This is a genomic window from Streptomyces sp. SAI-127, assembly GCF_029894425.1.
GTDB lineage: Bacteria > Actinomycetota > Actinomycetes > Streptomycetales > Streptomycetaceae > Streptomyces.
The window spans coordinates 9,136,804-9,148,868 of record NZ_JARXYJ010000001.1 but is presented as its reverse complement, the minus strand read 5'-3'; the positions used below and the strand labels follow the sequence as shown (position 1 = coordinate 9,148,868).

Here is a 12,065-nt window from a genome sequence, read left to right as displayed (position 1 = left end):
GCACGCAACGTAACCGCATGATCACATTCCATAGGAACGGACACGCGTACGCGTGCGAGGCGCAGCACCCTGTCAGCGGAGCGGTGGCGGTGCGATCCTGGAAGCATGCGTGTCGCCGTCGTCGGCTCCGGGCCCAGCGGGTGCTACACCGCCCAGAGCCTCGTCCAGCAGGATCCGGACGTGCTCGTCGATGTCCTGGACCGGCTGCCGTGCCCGTACGGCCTGGTGCGCTACGGCGTGGCACCGGACCACGAGAAGATCAAATCGCTCCAGAACAACCTGCGGACGGTGCTGGAACACGAGCGGGTGCGGTTTCTCGGCGGCGTCGAGATCGGCCCGGGCGGGGTGCCGACCGCGCGGCTGCGCGAGCTGTACCACGCCGTCGTGTACTGCGTGGGCGCCGCGACCGACCGGCATCTGGGGATCCCGGGTGAGGATCTGCCGGGCAGCTGGTCGGCGACGGAGTTCGTGTCCTGGTACAGCGCGCATCCCGACTCCACGGCCGACGGTTTCGTGGTCGGCGCCCGGTCGGCGGTGGTCATCGGTGTGGGGAACGTCGCGGTCGACGTGACGCGGATGCTGGCCCGCGGGGTGACGGAGCTCAGCCCGACCGACATGCCGCATCCGGCGCTCACCGCGCTGGCCGCCAGCCGGGTGACGGAGGTCCACATGGTGGGCCGGCGGGGCCCTTCCCAGGCCCGCTTCACCACCAAGGAGCTGCGCGAGCTGGGTTCACTGCCGGACACCGAAGTGGCCGTGAACGCGGCGGAGTTGGCGCTGGACCCGGCGTACCTGGACCCCTCTCCCCTGCCGGCGCCGCAGCGCCGGAACGTGGAGGTGCTGCGGGGCTGGGCGGCCGCGGAGTCACCACCGGCCTCCCGCCGGATCTCGTTGCGCTTCTTCCTGCGTCCCGTCGAACTCCTCGCCGACGGCGGCCGCGTGGGCGCGGTCCGCTTCGAGAGGACGGTGCCGGACGGGCGCGGCGGCGTGCGCGGCACCGGTGAATTCGAGGAGCTCGAGGCCCAGTTGGTGCTGCGCTCGGTGGGCTACCGGGGGATGCCGGTGGAGGGACTGCCGTTCGACACCGAGAGCGGGACCGTACCCAACGTCGACGGGCGTGTCGTGCACGGCTGTTCCGCCGTCCAGGGTGAGTACGTGGCCGGCTGGATCAAGCGCGGCCCGACCGGCGTGATCGGCACCAACCGCCCGGACGCCAAGGAGACGGTGACCTCGTTGCTCGAGGACGCCCCCACGCTCGTACACAAAGATCTGCGCGAAGACCCGCTTGACGCACTGCGGGCGGAGGGCGCCGAACCGGTGGAGTGGGCGGGTTGGTGTGCGATCGAGCGGGCGGAAGCGGAGCTCGGCGCGTCCCTGGGCCGGGGCGTGGTGAAACTCCCGGACTGGCAGTCCCTGATGAACGCGGTGCACGGCAGTGCTTCTTAGGGGCACGTGCACCTCCTGGCCCGCACCGGGCAACGAACCGGCAACACCCCCGCAATCAACAAACTGTTCAAGACGCTTACGGTCTCGGACATGGCTCAAACCACCCCTGTGCACCCCGTAGACGAAGTACCCCCGGTACGGCAGCTCGCCGCCTTCGGCCTCCAGCACGTCCTCGCGATGTACGCGGGTGCCGTGGCCGTCCCCCTGATCGTCGGCGGCGCGATGAAGCTGTCGCCCGCGGATCTGGCGTATCTGATCACCGCCGACCTCCTGGTGTGCGGTATCGCCACGCTCATCCAGTGCATCGGCTTCTGGCGTTTCGGCGTACGACTCCCGATCATGCAGGGCTGCACCTTCGCGGCCGTGTCACCGATGGTCCTGATCGGCACGACGGGCGGCGGACTCCCGGCGATCTACGGCTCGGTGATCGTCGCGGGCCTCGCGATCATGTTGCTCGCGCCCGTCTTCGGCAAGTTGCTCCGCTTCTTCCCGCCGCTGGTCACGGGCACGGTGATCCTGATCATCGGCATCTCGCTGCTGCCGGTAGCCGGCAACTGGGTCGCGGGTGGCGTCGGATCGGCCGACTTCGGCGCCCCGAAGAACATCGCGCTCGCCGTGTTCGTCCTGGTGGTGGTGCTGGGCGTGCAGCGGTTCGCGCCGGCGTTCCTGAGCCGGATCGCGGTACTGATCGGCATCGTGGTCGGCCTGGCGGTGGCCGTCCCCTTCGGGTTCACGGACTTCGACGGGGTCGGTGACGCGGACTGGGTCGGGATCAGCACGCCCTTCCACTTCGGGGCGCCGACCTTCGAGTTCTCGGCGATCGTGTCGATGCTGGTGGTGGCACTGGTGACGATGACCGAGACGACCGGTGACCTGATCGCGGTGGGCGAGATGACGGACCGCAGGGTCGAGCCGCGCTCCCTCTCGGACGGCCTGCGCGCCGACGGCCTGTCGACCGTGCTCGGCGGTGTCTTCAACACCTTCCCGTACACGGCGTACGCCCAGAACGTCGGGCTCGTCGGCATGACCCGGGTGCGCAGCCGCTGGGTCGTCGCCACGGCCGGCGGCATCCTGGTCCTGCTGGGCCTGCTGCCCAAGCTGGGCGCTGTGGTCGCGGCCGTACCGGCTCCGGTGCTGGGCGGGGCGGGCCTGGTGATGTTCGGGACGGTCGCGGCGAGCGGTCTGCGGACTCTCACCCAGGTCGACTTCAAGGGCAACAACAACCTGACCGTGGTGGCCGTCTCGGTGGCCATGGGCGTGCTGCCGGTCGGCGTGCCGACGATCTACGAGAAGTTCCCCGACTGGTTCCAGACGGTGATGAACAGCGGCATCAGCGCGGGCTGTCTGACGGCGATCGTGCTGAACCTGCTCTTCAACCACCTGCCCGGGAAGGCCGACTCAGCCGCTCCCGAGCCGGACGGCCTGGCGGGCGGCGGCGCCGAGGAGGGCGTCGAGAAGTCCCGGGAAGAGGTCGTCTAGGTCGTCCCGGCGCAGGCCGTTCATCTTGGCGGTGCCCCGGTAGACCTGCCGGATCACTCCACTCTCGCGCAACACACGGAAGTGGTGGGTGGTCGTCGACTTGGTGACGGGCAGATCGAAGTGCGAACAGGAGAGCTCGTCGCTGACCGCGGCGAGTTCTCGCACGATCTGCAGACGCATCGGGTCGGACAGGGCGTGCAGGATGCCCTCCAGCCGGATCTCGCCGCGCTCGGGGTGCGGAAGGGCACGACTGCTGACGGCGGGGGAGGTCACGGCGGCTCCACTTCTCCGGGTTTCCCGGGGCTCCCCGGCCCTGGGCCGGTCCTCGGGAATCCCATTGTACGAGACCTTTCGTAGTTTGACATTCGACGTACTACGATGCCTATCGTACGAGTCCACCACCGGTCTTGATGAATGGAGCCCGCCGTGAGCGCACTCTTCGAGCCCTACACCCTCCGCGACGTGACGATCCCGAACCGGGTGTGGATGCCGCCGATGTGCCAGTACTCGGCCGCTCCCCATGGTCCCGAGACCGGCGCCCCGAACGACTGGCACTTCGCGCACTACGCGGCGCGCGCGGCCGGCGGCACGGGCCTGATCATCGTCGAGGCCACCGGCGTCAGCCCCGAGGGCCGCATCTCCCCCTACGACCTCGGCATCTGGAACGACACCCAGGTCGAGGCGTTCCGCCGCATCACCCGCTTCCTGGTCTCGCAGGGCACCGTTCCGGGCATCCAGCTCGCGCATGCCGGCCGCAAGGCGTCCACCGACCAGCCGTGGAAGGGCGGCGCGCCGCTCGCCCCGGACGCGCTGGGATGGCAGCCGCTGGGCCCCAGCGCGCTGGCGTACGACACGAAGCACCCGGTGCCGGCAGAGCTGACGAACGATCAGATCACGGAGGTGGTGGGTCAGTTCGCAGAGGCGGCCCGCCGCGCTCTCGCCGCCGGTTTCGAAGTCGCCGAGATTCACGGCGCCCACGGCTATCTGATCGGCAACTTCCTCTCCCCGCACAGCAATCACCGCACCGACGAGTACGGCGGCTCCTACGAGAACCGCACCCGCTTCGCGCTGGAGGTCGTCGACGCGGTGCGCGAGGTCTGGCCCGACGACAAGCCCCTCTTCTTCCGCATCTCGGCGACCGACTGGCTGGAGGAGGGCGGCTGGACCCCGGACGACACCGTCCGCTTCGCCCACGACCTCCAGGCCCACGGCATCGACCTCCTCGACGTCTCCACCGGCGGCAACGCGGCGGGCGTCCGCATCCCGGTCGGCCCCGGCTACCAGGTCCCCTTCGCCGCCCGCGTCAAGGCGGAGACCACCCTCCCGGTCGCCGCGGTCGGCCTCATCACGGAGACCGGACAGGCCGAGAAGATCCTCTCCAACGGCGAGGCGGACGCGGTGCTGCTGGGCCGCGAACTGCTCCGGAACCCGTCCTGGGCGCGGCATGCCGCGCGGGAACTGGGCGGAGAGGTGCGTGTTCCGGAGCAGTACCACCGGTCGGTCTGACGGGCGGGGTCTGCCGCGCTCCCGGCGGGACGCCCGCACACTGTGCCGACGTCCCGCCTGAGGACAACGGTGTGGGATGCTCAACTCGCCGTACAGGTCGTCCCGTTGAGTGTGAACGCCCCCGGCGCCGCGCTGTTCCCGCCGTGATTCGCCTGGTACCCGATGCTGACGCTCGCGTTGGGCGCGATCGTGCTGTTGTACGTCGCGTTCGTCGCCGTCACCGCGCCGGAGGACGGGGTGTACGTGGCGCCCCAGCCGTTGGTGATGGTCTGGCCGGCGGGGAGTGCGAAGGCCAGCTGCCAACCGTTGATCGCGGTGGTGCCGGTGTTGGTGATGGTCACTGACGCCGTCAGGCCCGTGTTCCAGGCGTTGGTCGTGGCCGTCACCTTGCAGGCGCCCGGCTGGGGTTGGGGGGCCGGGCCCGAGCTGTCGAGGCCGAAGAAGGTGAGGGCGCGGGAGGCCATGCCCCAGGCGTAGAGGTTGTGGCCGACGCCCTGGAGGCTGATCGCCTCGACGGGCGCCCGGTCACCGGTGGCGCCGTAGCGGGTGCGGGTCCAGCCGGAGACGGGTGAGTCGGTGGCGGCCGGTGTCTGGCTGACGCCGAGGACGTTCGTCCACTGCTTGACCTCCTCCCCGAAGTTGGGGTAGCGCAGCACGTCGTCCTCGGTGCCGTGCCACACCTGCATGCGCGGCCGGGTGCCGGTGTAGCCGGGGTAGGCGGCGCGGACCAGGTCGCCCCACTCCTGCGGGGTGTGGGCGATCGTGCCGCCCGAGCAGGCGCTGTTCCACTCCGAGCCGTCGGTCGTCGCGAAGCAGCCGAAGGGGACGCCGGAGAAGGCCGCGCCCGCCGCGAACACGTCCGGGTAGTCGCCGAGCAGGACGTTCGTCATCATCGCGCCGGAGGAGATACCGGTGGCGTAGATCCGACTGGTGTCGGCGGAGTAGGCGCTCACCGTCCAGTCGATCATCGACTTGATCCCGACGGGGTCGCTGCCGCCGCCCCGCTTCAGCGCCTGCGGCGAGGACACGTCGAAGCACTTGCTGGACCGGGTGACCGAGGGGTAGATCACCACGAAGCCGTGGGTGTCGGCCAGTTGGGCCCACTCGGTGCCGTTGTACATGGCCGGTCCGGAGCCGGTGCAGTAGTGCACGGCCACGACGACCGCGGGGTGCGCGGTGACGTTGTCCGGCACGTACAGGTACATCTGGAGATTGCTGGGATTCGTACCGAAGTCGGTCACCTCGGTGAGGGTCGCGGTGGGCACCGCCTCGGTGCGGGCCGAGGCCGCGGGTGCGGCGAAGATCGCCGCAGCGAGTAACGACAGCAGTGCCGGCAGCACCGAACTCAGCGGTCTCCTGGGGGTGGTGGACACGTCCTTGCCCCTTTCGGTCAGCGGTATCAGCACGATCAGCGGGAGGAGTTCGTCCAGGTCAACAGGGCCGGTCGCCAGGGCAGTTGCGGATGGCCGGCGTCCGGCTCGGGGCCGATCAGCGGGCCGGTCGAGGACCGGCCGAAGGAGTCCGGCAGCGGGCCGGTCCGGTCGCACGCCGCCGCCGGTCCGGGGGCCAGGGCGGTGAATCCCGGGGCGAGCAAGGTGAGCACCGGGCCGCTGATGGACGTACGCATAGGTGGAGTCACCACCGACTCACCCCTCTCGGCAGTCCTCGGAAATCTCTCGGAAGGGAAGCGTCCGGCGAGCATCGTGGCATGCACATGGCCGCCATGGAAGCGCTCCCACACGTCGAAAGAATTCGCTCGCCCCCGTGGACCCTCCCCCACCTGGGACGGCTGAATGTCTTCTGCGCAAAGCGTTGACCAGAAAGCGCTTACCCTCTACGTTCCGTTCAGCGATGTGACCGGCCTGCCAACCAGGGGCCAGACATAGCCGCACTGCACTGCACACGTCGTTCAACATGGCGAACAGTTTTCACGTACATGGCCGACCACGCACCATGCAGGCACCACGAAGGGACGCACCCCGCATGCGTACTCGCCCCCCACGTACACACGCGCAAAGATCCGCTCTGGCCGCCGGTGCGGCCGCGCTCGCGACGGCGGCCGCCCTGGCCGTTCCGCAGTCGGCCGGGGCCGCCGAGACCTCCCCCATCGGTTTCGGCGCCGGAACGACCGGCGGCGGCAGCGCCTCCGCGGTCACCGTCTCCACGCTGAGCGCCTTCAAGTCGGCCGTCACCGGCAGCACGGCGAAGGTCGTCAAGGTCAGCGGTCTGATCTCGCTGAGCGGTACGGTCGACGTCGGCTCCAACACCACGGTGCTGGGCGTCGGCTCGTCCTCCGGGTTCACCGGCGGCGGGCTGCGGCTGAAGAAGGTCACGAACGTCGTCGTCCGCAACCTGAACATCAGCAAGCCCCTCGCGCCCGCCGACGGCATCGAGGTGCAGGCCTCGACGAAGGTGTGGATCGACCACAACTCCTTCTCGGCGGACCGTGATCACGACAAGGACTACTACGACGGTCTGCTGGACATCAACCACGGCTCCGACAACGTCACGGTGTCCTGGAACACCTTCAAGGACCACTTCAAGGGCTCGCTCGTCGGCCACAGCGACAACAACGCGAGCGAGGACACCGGCCATCTGAAGGTGACGTACCACCACAACTGGTTCAACAACGTCAACTCGCGCATCCCGAGTCTGCGCTTCGGCACCGGGCACTTCTACGACAACTACGTCGTCGGCGCCGAGACCGCGGTGCACTCGCGCATGGGCGCCCAGATGCTCGTGGAGAACAACGTCTTCCGGAGCACCGGAGTCGCTGTCACCACGAACCGGAGCAGTGACGTGGACGGCTACGCCAACCTGCGCGGCAACGACCTCGGCGGAGCCGCCACCGAGGTCTCCCGGGTCGGCACCTTCACCACCGCTCCGTACGGCTACACCGCCGAGCCCGCCTCCTCCGTCGTCGCCTCGGTGACGGGCGGCGCGGGCACCGGAAAGATCTGACCACCCCCAACCAGTCCACCCCCCGACACGGAAGAAGGAATCGGGACATGACTTCTCCGGCACGTCCACGCGCGCGTACCCGCGCACTGACAAGCGCCATGGCCGCACTCGGCCTCTCGGTTGGCATGATCATGACACTCAACGCACCGACGGCCAGCGCCGCCACCTGGCCGACCGCGAACGGCAGCCAGGGGGTCTCCTCGACCATCCAGCTGTCCGGCACCAAGGACTACGGGATGAAGCGCCTGTACGGCACGGGCGACCTGGGCAGCGACAACCAGGACGAGGACCAGGGGCCGATCCTGAACCTGGCCGCCGGGACCGTCCTGAAGAACGTCATCATCGGGGCTCCCGCCGCCGACGGCATCCACTGCGCGGGCAGCTGCACGCTGCAGAACGTGTGGTGGGAGGACGTCGGCGAGGACGCGGCGACCTTCCGCGGCTCCTCGTCGTCGAACGTGTACACCGTCTCCGGCGGTGGCGCGCGGTCGGCCAGCGACAAGGTGTTCCAGTTCAACGGCGCCGGAACGCTCAACGTCTCCAACTTCGCGGTGCAGAACTTCGGCACCTTCGTGCGGTCCTGCGGCAACTGCTCGACGCAGTACAAGCGGACGATCAACCTCAACACCATCGAGGCGACCTACTCGGGCAACAAGCTCGTCGGCATCAACACCAACTACGGCGACAGCGCGACCCTGAAGAAGATCACGATCGTCGGCGACTCCAGCAAGAAGATCGTCCCGTGCCAGAAGTACATCGGGAACAACACGGGCAAGGAGCCGACCACGAACGGCTCCGGACCGGACGGTACTTACTGCAAGTACGCGACGTCCGACATCACCTACAGGTAGCCGCTCGGTAGGTGGAGGCGGCCGTACGAAGCGTCCCCGCACGGCGCTTCGCACGGCCGCCGTGTCATGTGCGGAGCCGGCTCTGGGGCACGGTGTCCGCCAGCTCCCCTTGATAGGCCGCGTAGGTGGAGCGCAGTTCCGCGCCCGGCCAGTCGGGCGGCAGGAGCTCGGGCGGCAGCACCGGGTCGGTCAGCAGATGCCGTACGACGGCCGCGAAGCCGGTGAGCCGGTCCGCGGGCCGGTCCGCGCGCGCGACATGGATGAGCAGCGCCCGGGACCGGGCCGCCCAGCCGCCGAGGGACCACAGCTCGGCGGCCAGCTCCGGCCCTGGGCGACCGGGGCGGGCCGTGTAGCGCTGGGCGACCGCATCGAGGTCGTCCGGAAGCGATCGGAGCAGGTTGGCGGGGCGCAGCCAGACGCCCTCACGCAGTTCGGCGAGTCGGAGGGCGGTCAGCCGTGCGCGCAGCTCGGCGCGTTCGGCCGGACCACGGCCCGTCGCCGTGATCACGACCATCTCCCAGTCGCCGCTCCACGCGCGCGTGCGAGGGTGCACGGAGTCGTCCTGACGGCGCTGCCGGGCGAGCAGCCGGTCACTGAGGCCGTAGACGGTATCGGCGCGTCGCAGGTCACCGGCGGTCACCATCCGGCGTGAGGGCGGCACGCAGCGTGGAGCCGCCGACCCCGAACGGCTCCACCGCGCGGAGCAGGTCCTTCACGGGCATCTCCGGCGGATGCGCGCCGAGCAGCAGGCTCAGTACCACCGACCGCGCGGACAACGGCCGCAGGTCGACCTCGTCAGGCTGCTCCGACACGTTCCTCCGCATGGTCACGTACTGTACGACTCCCTCGTTGTTGCACTATTGCTACGACCGCAGTAGGAGTGCAACATGGGTTTCATGGTCTCCATGCCCGCGCCCGAACAGGCCGCCACCCACACCGTCACCAACCAGCCCCCTCCGCTGACTCCGTACGACGCCTCCGACGATCCCGTCCTGCTGGAAGGGCTGCGCCGCGAGGGCGCCGGCTGGGCCGAGGAGGGCATCCGGCGGCTCGGTCTGCGGGCGGGGAGCGCCGAGGCCCAGGAGTGGGCGGAACAGGCCAACCGGCACGAGCCGGTACTGCGTACGCACGACCGCTATGGCAACCGCGTCGACGAGGTCGACTTCCACCCGAGCTGGCATCACCTGATGAGGACCGCCGTCGCCGAGGGACTGGCCGGCACCCCGTGGTCCGAAGACCGGCCCGGCGCCCATGTCGCGCGTACGGCCGGCGGGTTGGTGTGGGGGCACACGGACGCCGGCCACGGCTGCCCCACCTCGATGACGTACGCGGCGATCCCGGCGCTGCGCAAGGAGCCGGAGCTCGCGAAGGTCTACGAACCGCTGCTGACCGGCCGCGAGTACGAGCCGGAGCTCAGGGTGCCGGCCGAGAAGCGCGGTCTGCTCGCCGGCATGGGGATGACCGAGAAGCAGGGCGGCTCCGACGTCCGCACGAACACCACGGTGGCGACGCCCACCGCGGAGTCAGGCGTGTACCGGCTGCGCGGGCACAAGTGGTTCACGTCGGCGCCGATGTGCGACGTGTTCCTGGTGCTGGCGCAGGCGCCCGGCGGGCTGTCGTGCTTCCTCGTCCCGCGCGTCCTGCCGGACGGCAGCCGCAACACCTTCCGCATCCAGCGCCTCAAGGACAAGCTCGGCAACCGGTCGAACGCCTCCTCCGAGCCCGAGTTCGACGGGACGGTCGCCTGGCTGGTCGGCCCCGAGGGACAGGGCGTCAAGACGATCATCGAGATGGTCAACTGCACGCGGCTGGACTGCGTGATGATGTCGGCGACCCTGATGCGCAGGACGCTCGTCGAGGCGGGACACCATGCCCTGCATCGCAGCGCGTTCGGCGCCCGGCTGCTGGACCAGCCGCTGATGCGCAATGTCCTGGCCGATCTGGCGCTCGAGTCCGAGGCCGCCACCGCCCTCACGCTACGGCTCGCGGGCGCCGCCGACCGGGCGGTGCGCGGGGACACCGGCGAGCAGGCGTTCCGCCGTATCGCCACCGCCGTCGGCAAGTACTGGGTCACCAAGCGGGGCCCGGCCTTCACCGCGGAGGCCCTGGAATGCCTCGGTGGCAACGGCTACGTGGAGGACTCGGGCATGCCCCGGCACTACCGGGAGGCACCCCTGCTGTCGATCTGGGAGGGGTCCGGGAACGTCAACGCCCTCGACGTCCTGAGGGCGTTGCGCCGTGCGCCTGACACCGCTCAGGCGCTGTTCGGTGAACTCGCCCTGGCCCAGGGGGCGGACGCCCGCCTGGACGCGGCCGTCGCCCGGCTCAAGGACCTGTTGGCCACGACGTCCGAGGCGGGCGCACGCCGGCTGGTGGAGCACATGGCCCTCACCCTCCAGGCCTCCCTCCTCGTCCGGCACGCCCCGTCCGCGGTCTCCGACGCCTTCTGCGCGACCCGACTCGGTGGCGACTGGGGGCACGCCTTCGGCACCCTGCCCGACGCGGCGGACGTGGACGCGGTCCTCGACCGAGCACTGCCCGGCCGTCACTGATCCCTCCACCGCTGTCCGGATCACTCACCGTCACCCGCCGATTCCGCTTGGTTGTCAGTCCCGTGGTGCAGACTCCGATCAGTTGGTACTTCGCCTGGGGAGACAACGGTGTTCACGGGGATCGACGAGGGTCGACTGGGCCTCGCTGCGGCATGCGTACGGCAGCGCGGAGGACGTGCCGGGCTGCTGCGGGGGCTCGCCTCCGCGGACCCGGCATCCGTTTCTGCTCGCGCTCGCGGCGAGCGGGGAGTGGGGAGTGGACCGGGCCGGCATCGTCGAACTCCCCGTCAGATCGGGGCGGAGGACACGGGACAGGAGGACGACGTCGGGAGCGGGCTCTGCGCTCGGGCCCGGTCGGCGTGCGCGCCGGAGCCGAGGTGTTCGTCCGGCTGACGGGGGCGTCGGCCCCTCCGTCCGCCGGGCCGCCCCCGACGAACCGGCCCGCGTGCTGGGCCTGTTGCGCGAGCGCTGCGCGCCGACGGGGTGCCCGTTCCGCACGCGCCGGACCCTCACCGCCTGCCTGGCCGCCCTGGGGCGTCGTCCAGCACGTCATGGCTGCCGTGTCCACCGGACGGTGATGCCAGATGCCGTCGCCCGGCCGCCAGTTCCGTATGAAGGAGATCGTGGAGTGGGGCTCCGACAGGGCAGCCCTGTCTGCAGCGCGCGTCCCGCCGGTGCTACCTCCCGTCGGCCCGCCTCCCGCCCCACAACGGTCCGAAGTGCGCCCAGTCCGTGTCCCACTGGTCGAGGCGGCGGCGCTCCATCCGGCCACGGAGGACCCGACCGCCCACGAAGGGGACGGCGGCGGTGCTGAAGCCGACCAGGATGCCGATCATCGCGGCGCGGATCCGGGCCTGGCCCTCGGTGGCGGGCTGGGTCATCAGACGGCCCCGGGCGTCGGTCCAGACGGTGACCGGGGTGCCCTGGGTGCTGCCGGGGTCGACACGGACCTGGCCCTCGTGGGCCGAGCCGTCGGCCCCGGTCCAGGCCACCTTGCCCCACACCCGTTCACCGCTCGACGTGCCCGGGTCGGCCGTGCCGGGCGCCCGGTCGACGAGACGGGCCACCACGGGCCGCCACTCGACGCGCTCCAGCGCCAGCTGGTGCTCGACGGACCGGCTCACCCCCAGACCTGCGAACACCCCGGCCAGCACGGTGAGCAGCCAGGCACCGAGTACGACCCACGCCTCGACGGTGTCGGCGCGGCGTCTGAGCGGATTGCGCCGCCAGCGCCACAGCCAGACCTTGGGACCACGGAACGCCATCGAAG

The 12,065-nt window shown here is 70.3% G+C and carries 10 protein-coding genes and 1 pseudogene; 6 read left to right on the top strand and 5 right to left on the bottom strand.

Annotation, left to right across the window (positions count from 1 at the left end; all coding sequences use genetic code 11):
- Positions 1–105: 105 nt before the first annotated feature.
- Both M2157_RS41950 and M2157_RS41945 read left to right on the top strand, forming a co-directional pair.
- On the top strand, positions 106–1,446 hold the full coding sequence (locus tag M2157_RS41950) for an FAD-dependent oxidoreductase (RefSeq protein ID WP_280855915.1): 1,341 nt from the start codon (positions 106–108) through the stop codon (positions 1,444–1,446).
- A gap of 90 nt (positions 1,447–1,536) precedes the next feature.
- Entirely contained in the window at positions 1,537–2,925 is a 1,389-nt protein-coding gene (locus tag M2157_RS41945; RefSeq protein ID WP_280867790.1) for a nucleobase:cation symporter-2 family protein, read from the top strand.
- Here M2157_RS41945 and M2157_RS41940 read toward each other — a convergent pair.
- Positions 2,845–3,198, bottom strand: coding sequence for a helix-turn-helix domain-containing protein (locus tag M2157_RS41940; protein ID WP_280855917.1), 354 nt, complete (start codon positions 3,196–3,198; stop codon positions 2,845–2,847). The genes M2157_RS41945 and M2157_RS41940 overlap by 81 nt on opposite strands.
- 153 nt (positions 3,199–3,351) lie before the next feature.
- On the opposite strand from M2157_RS41940, the gene M2157_RS41935 reads away from it, so the two are divergent.
- On the top strand, positions 3,352–4,431 hold the full coding sequence (locus M2157_RS41935; protein ID WP_280855918.1) for an NADH:flavin oxidoreductase/NADH oxidase: 1,080 nt from the start codon (positions 3,352–3,354) through the stop codon (positions 4,429–4,431).
- Positions 4,432–4,511: 80 nt separating this feature from the next.
- On the opposite strand, the gene M2157_RS41930 is transcribed toward M2157_RS41935, so the two are convergent.
- Together M2157_RS41930 and M2157_RS41925 are read right to left on the bottom strand one after the other, a co-directional pair.
- Positions 4,512–5,804: a PHB depolymerase family esterase gene (locus M2157_RS41930; RefSeq protein ID WP_280867789.1), complete on the bottom strand. Its 1,293-nt coding sequence runs from the start codon at positions 5,802–5,804 to the stop codon at positions 4,512–4,514.
- Between the two features lie 35 nt (positions 5,805–5,839).
- Positions 5,840–6,058: a hypothetical protein gene (locus M2157_RS41925; RefSeq protein WP_280867788.1), complete on the bottom strand. Its 219-nt coding sequence runs from the start codon at positions 6,056–6,058 to the stop codon at positions 5,840–5,842.
- A gap of 356 nt (positions 6,059–6,414) precedes the next feature.
- Here M2157_RS41925 and M2157_RS41920 point away from each other — a divergent pair, with 356 nt between their 5' ends.
- Both M2157_RS41920 and M2157_RS41915 read left to right on the top strand, forming a co-directional pair.
- Positions 6,415–7,392, top strand: coding sequence for a polysaccharide lyase family 1 protein (locus tag M2157_RS41920; RefSeq protein ID WP_280867787.1), 978 nt, complete (start codon positions 6,415–6,417; stop codon positions 7,390–7,392).
- 47 nt (positions 7,393–7,439) lie between these two features.
- Positions 7,440–8,243 carry a pectate lyase gene (locus tag M2157_RS41915; RefSeq protein WP_280867786.1) on the top strand — a complete coding sequence of 268 codons (804 nt, stop codon included), beginning with the start codon at positions 7,440–7,442 and terminating at the stop codon, positions 8,241–8,243.
- A gap of 64 nt (positions 8,244–8,307) precedes the next feature.
- On the opposite strand, the pseudogene M2157_RS41910 reads toward M2157_RS41915, so the two are convergent.
- Positions 8,308–9,067: pseudogene (locus M2157_RS41910) on the bottom strand (PaaX family transcriptional regulator C-terminal domain-containing protein).
- 72 nt (positions 9,068–9,139) lie between these two features.
- Here M2157_RS41910 and M2157_RS41905 point away from each other — a divergent pair.
- Complete coding sequence (locus M2157_RS41905) at positions 9,140–10,795, top strand: DNA alkylation response protein (protein WP_280868346.1); 1,656 nt, start codon at positions 9,140–9,142, stop codon at positions 10,793–10,795.
- Positions 10,796–11,472: 677 nt separating this feature from the next.
- Here M2157_RS41905 and M2157_RS41900 read toward each other — a convergent pair.
- A complete protein-coding gene (locus M2157_RS41900; RefSeq protein ID WP_280855924.1) occupies positions 11,473–12,060 on the bottom strand; it encodes a hypothetical protein in 588 nt (195 codons plus the stop codon).
- Positions 12,061–12,065: the final 5 nt, after the last annotated feature.

What these genes read in the sequence shown, in the direction of transcription:
- M2157_RS41950 (WP_280855915.1), top strand. Translation starts at nt 106, where the DNA reads ATGCGTGTCGCCGTCGTCGGCTCCGGGCCCAGCGGGTGCTACACCGCC.
- M2157_RS41945 (WP_280867790.1), top strand. Translation starts at nt 1,537, where the DNA reads ATGGCTCAAACCACCCCTGTGCACCCCGTAGACGAAGTACCCCCGGTA.
- M2157_RS41925 (WP_280867788.1), bottom strand. Translation starts at nt 6,058, where the DNA reads ATGCGTACGTCCATCAGCGGCCCGGTGCTCACCTTGCTCGCCCCGGGA.
- M2157_RS41920 (WP_280867787.1), top strand. Translation starts at nt 6,415, where the DNA reads ATGCGTACTCGCCCCCCACGTACACACGCGCAAAGATCCGCTCTGGCC.
- M2157_RS41915 (WP_280867786.1), top strand. Translation starts at nt 7,440, where the DNA reads ATGACTTCTCCGGCACGTCCACGCGCGCGTACCCGCGCACTGACAAGC.
- M2157_RS41905 (WP_280868346.1), top strand. Translation starts at nt 9,140, where the DNA reads ATGGTCTCCATGCCCGCGCCCGAACAGGCCGCCACCCACACCGTCACC.
- M2157_RS41900 (WP_280855924.1), bottom strand. Translation starts at nt 12,060, where the DNA reads ATGGCGTTCCGTGGTCCCAAGGTCTGGCTGTGGCGCTGGCGGCGCAAT.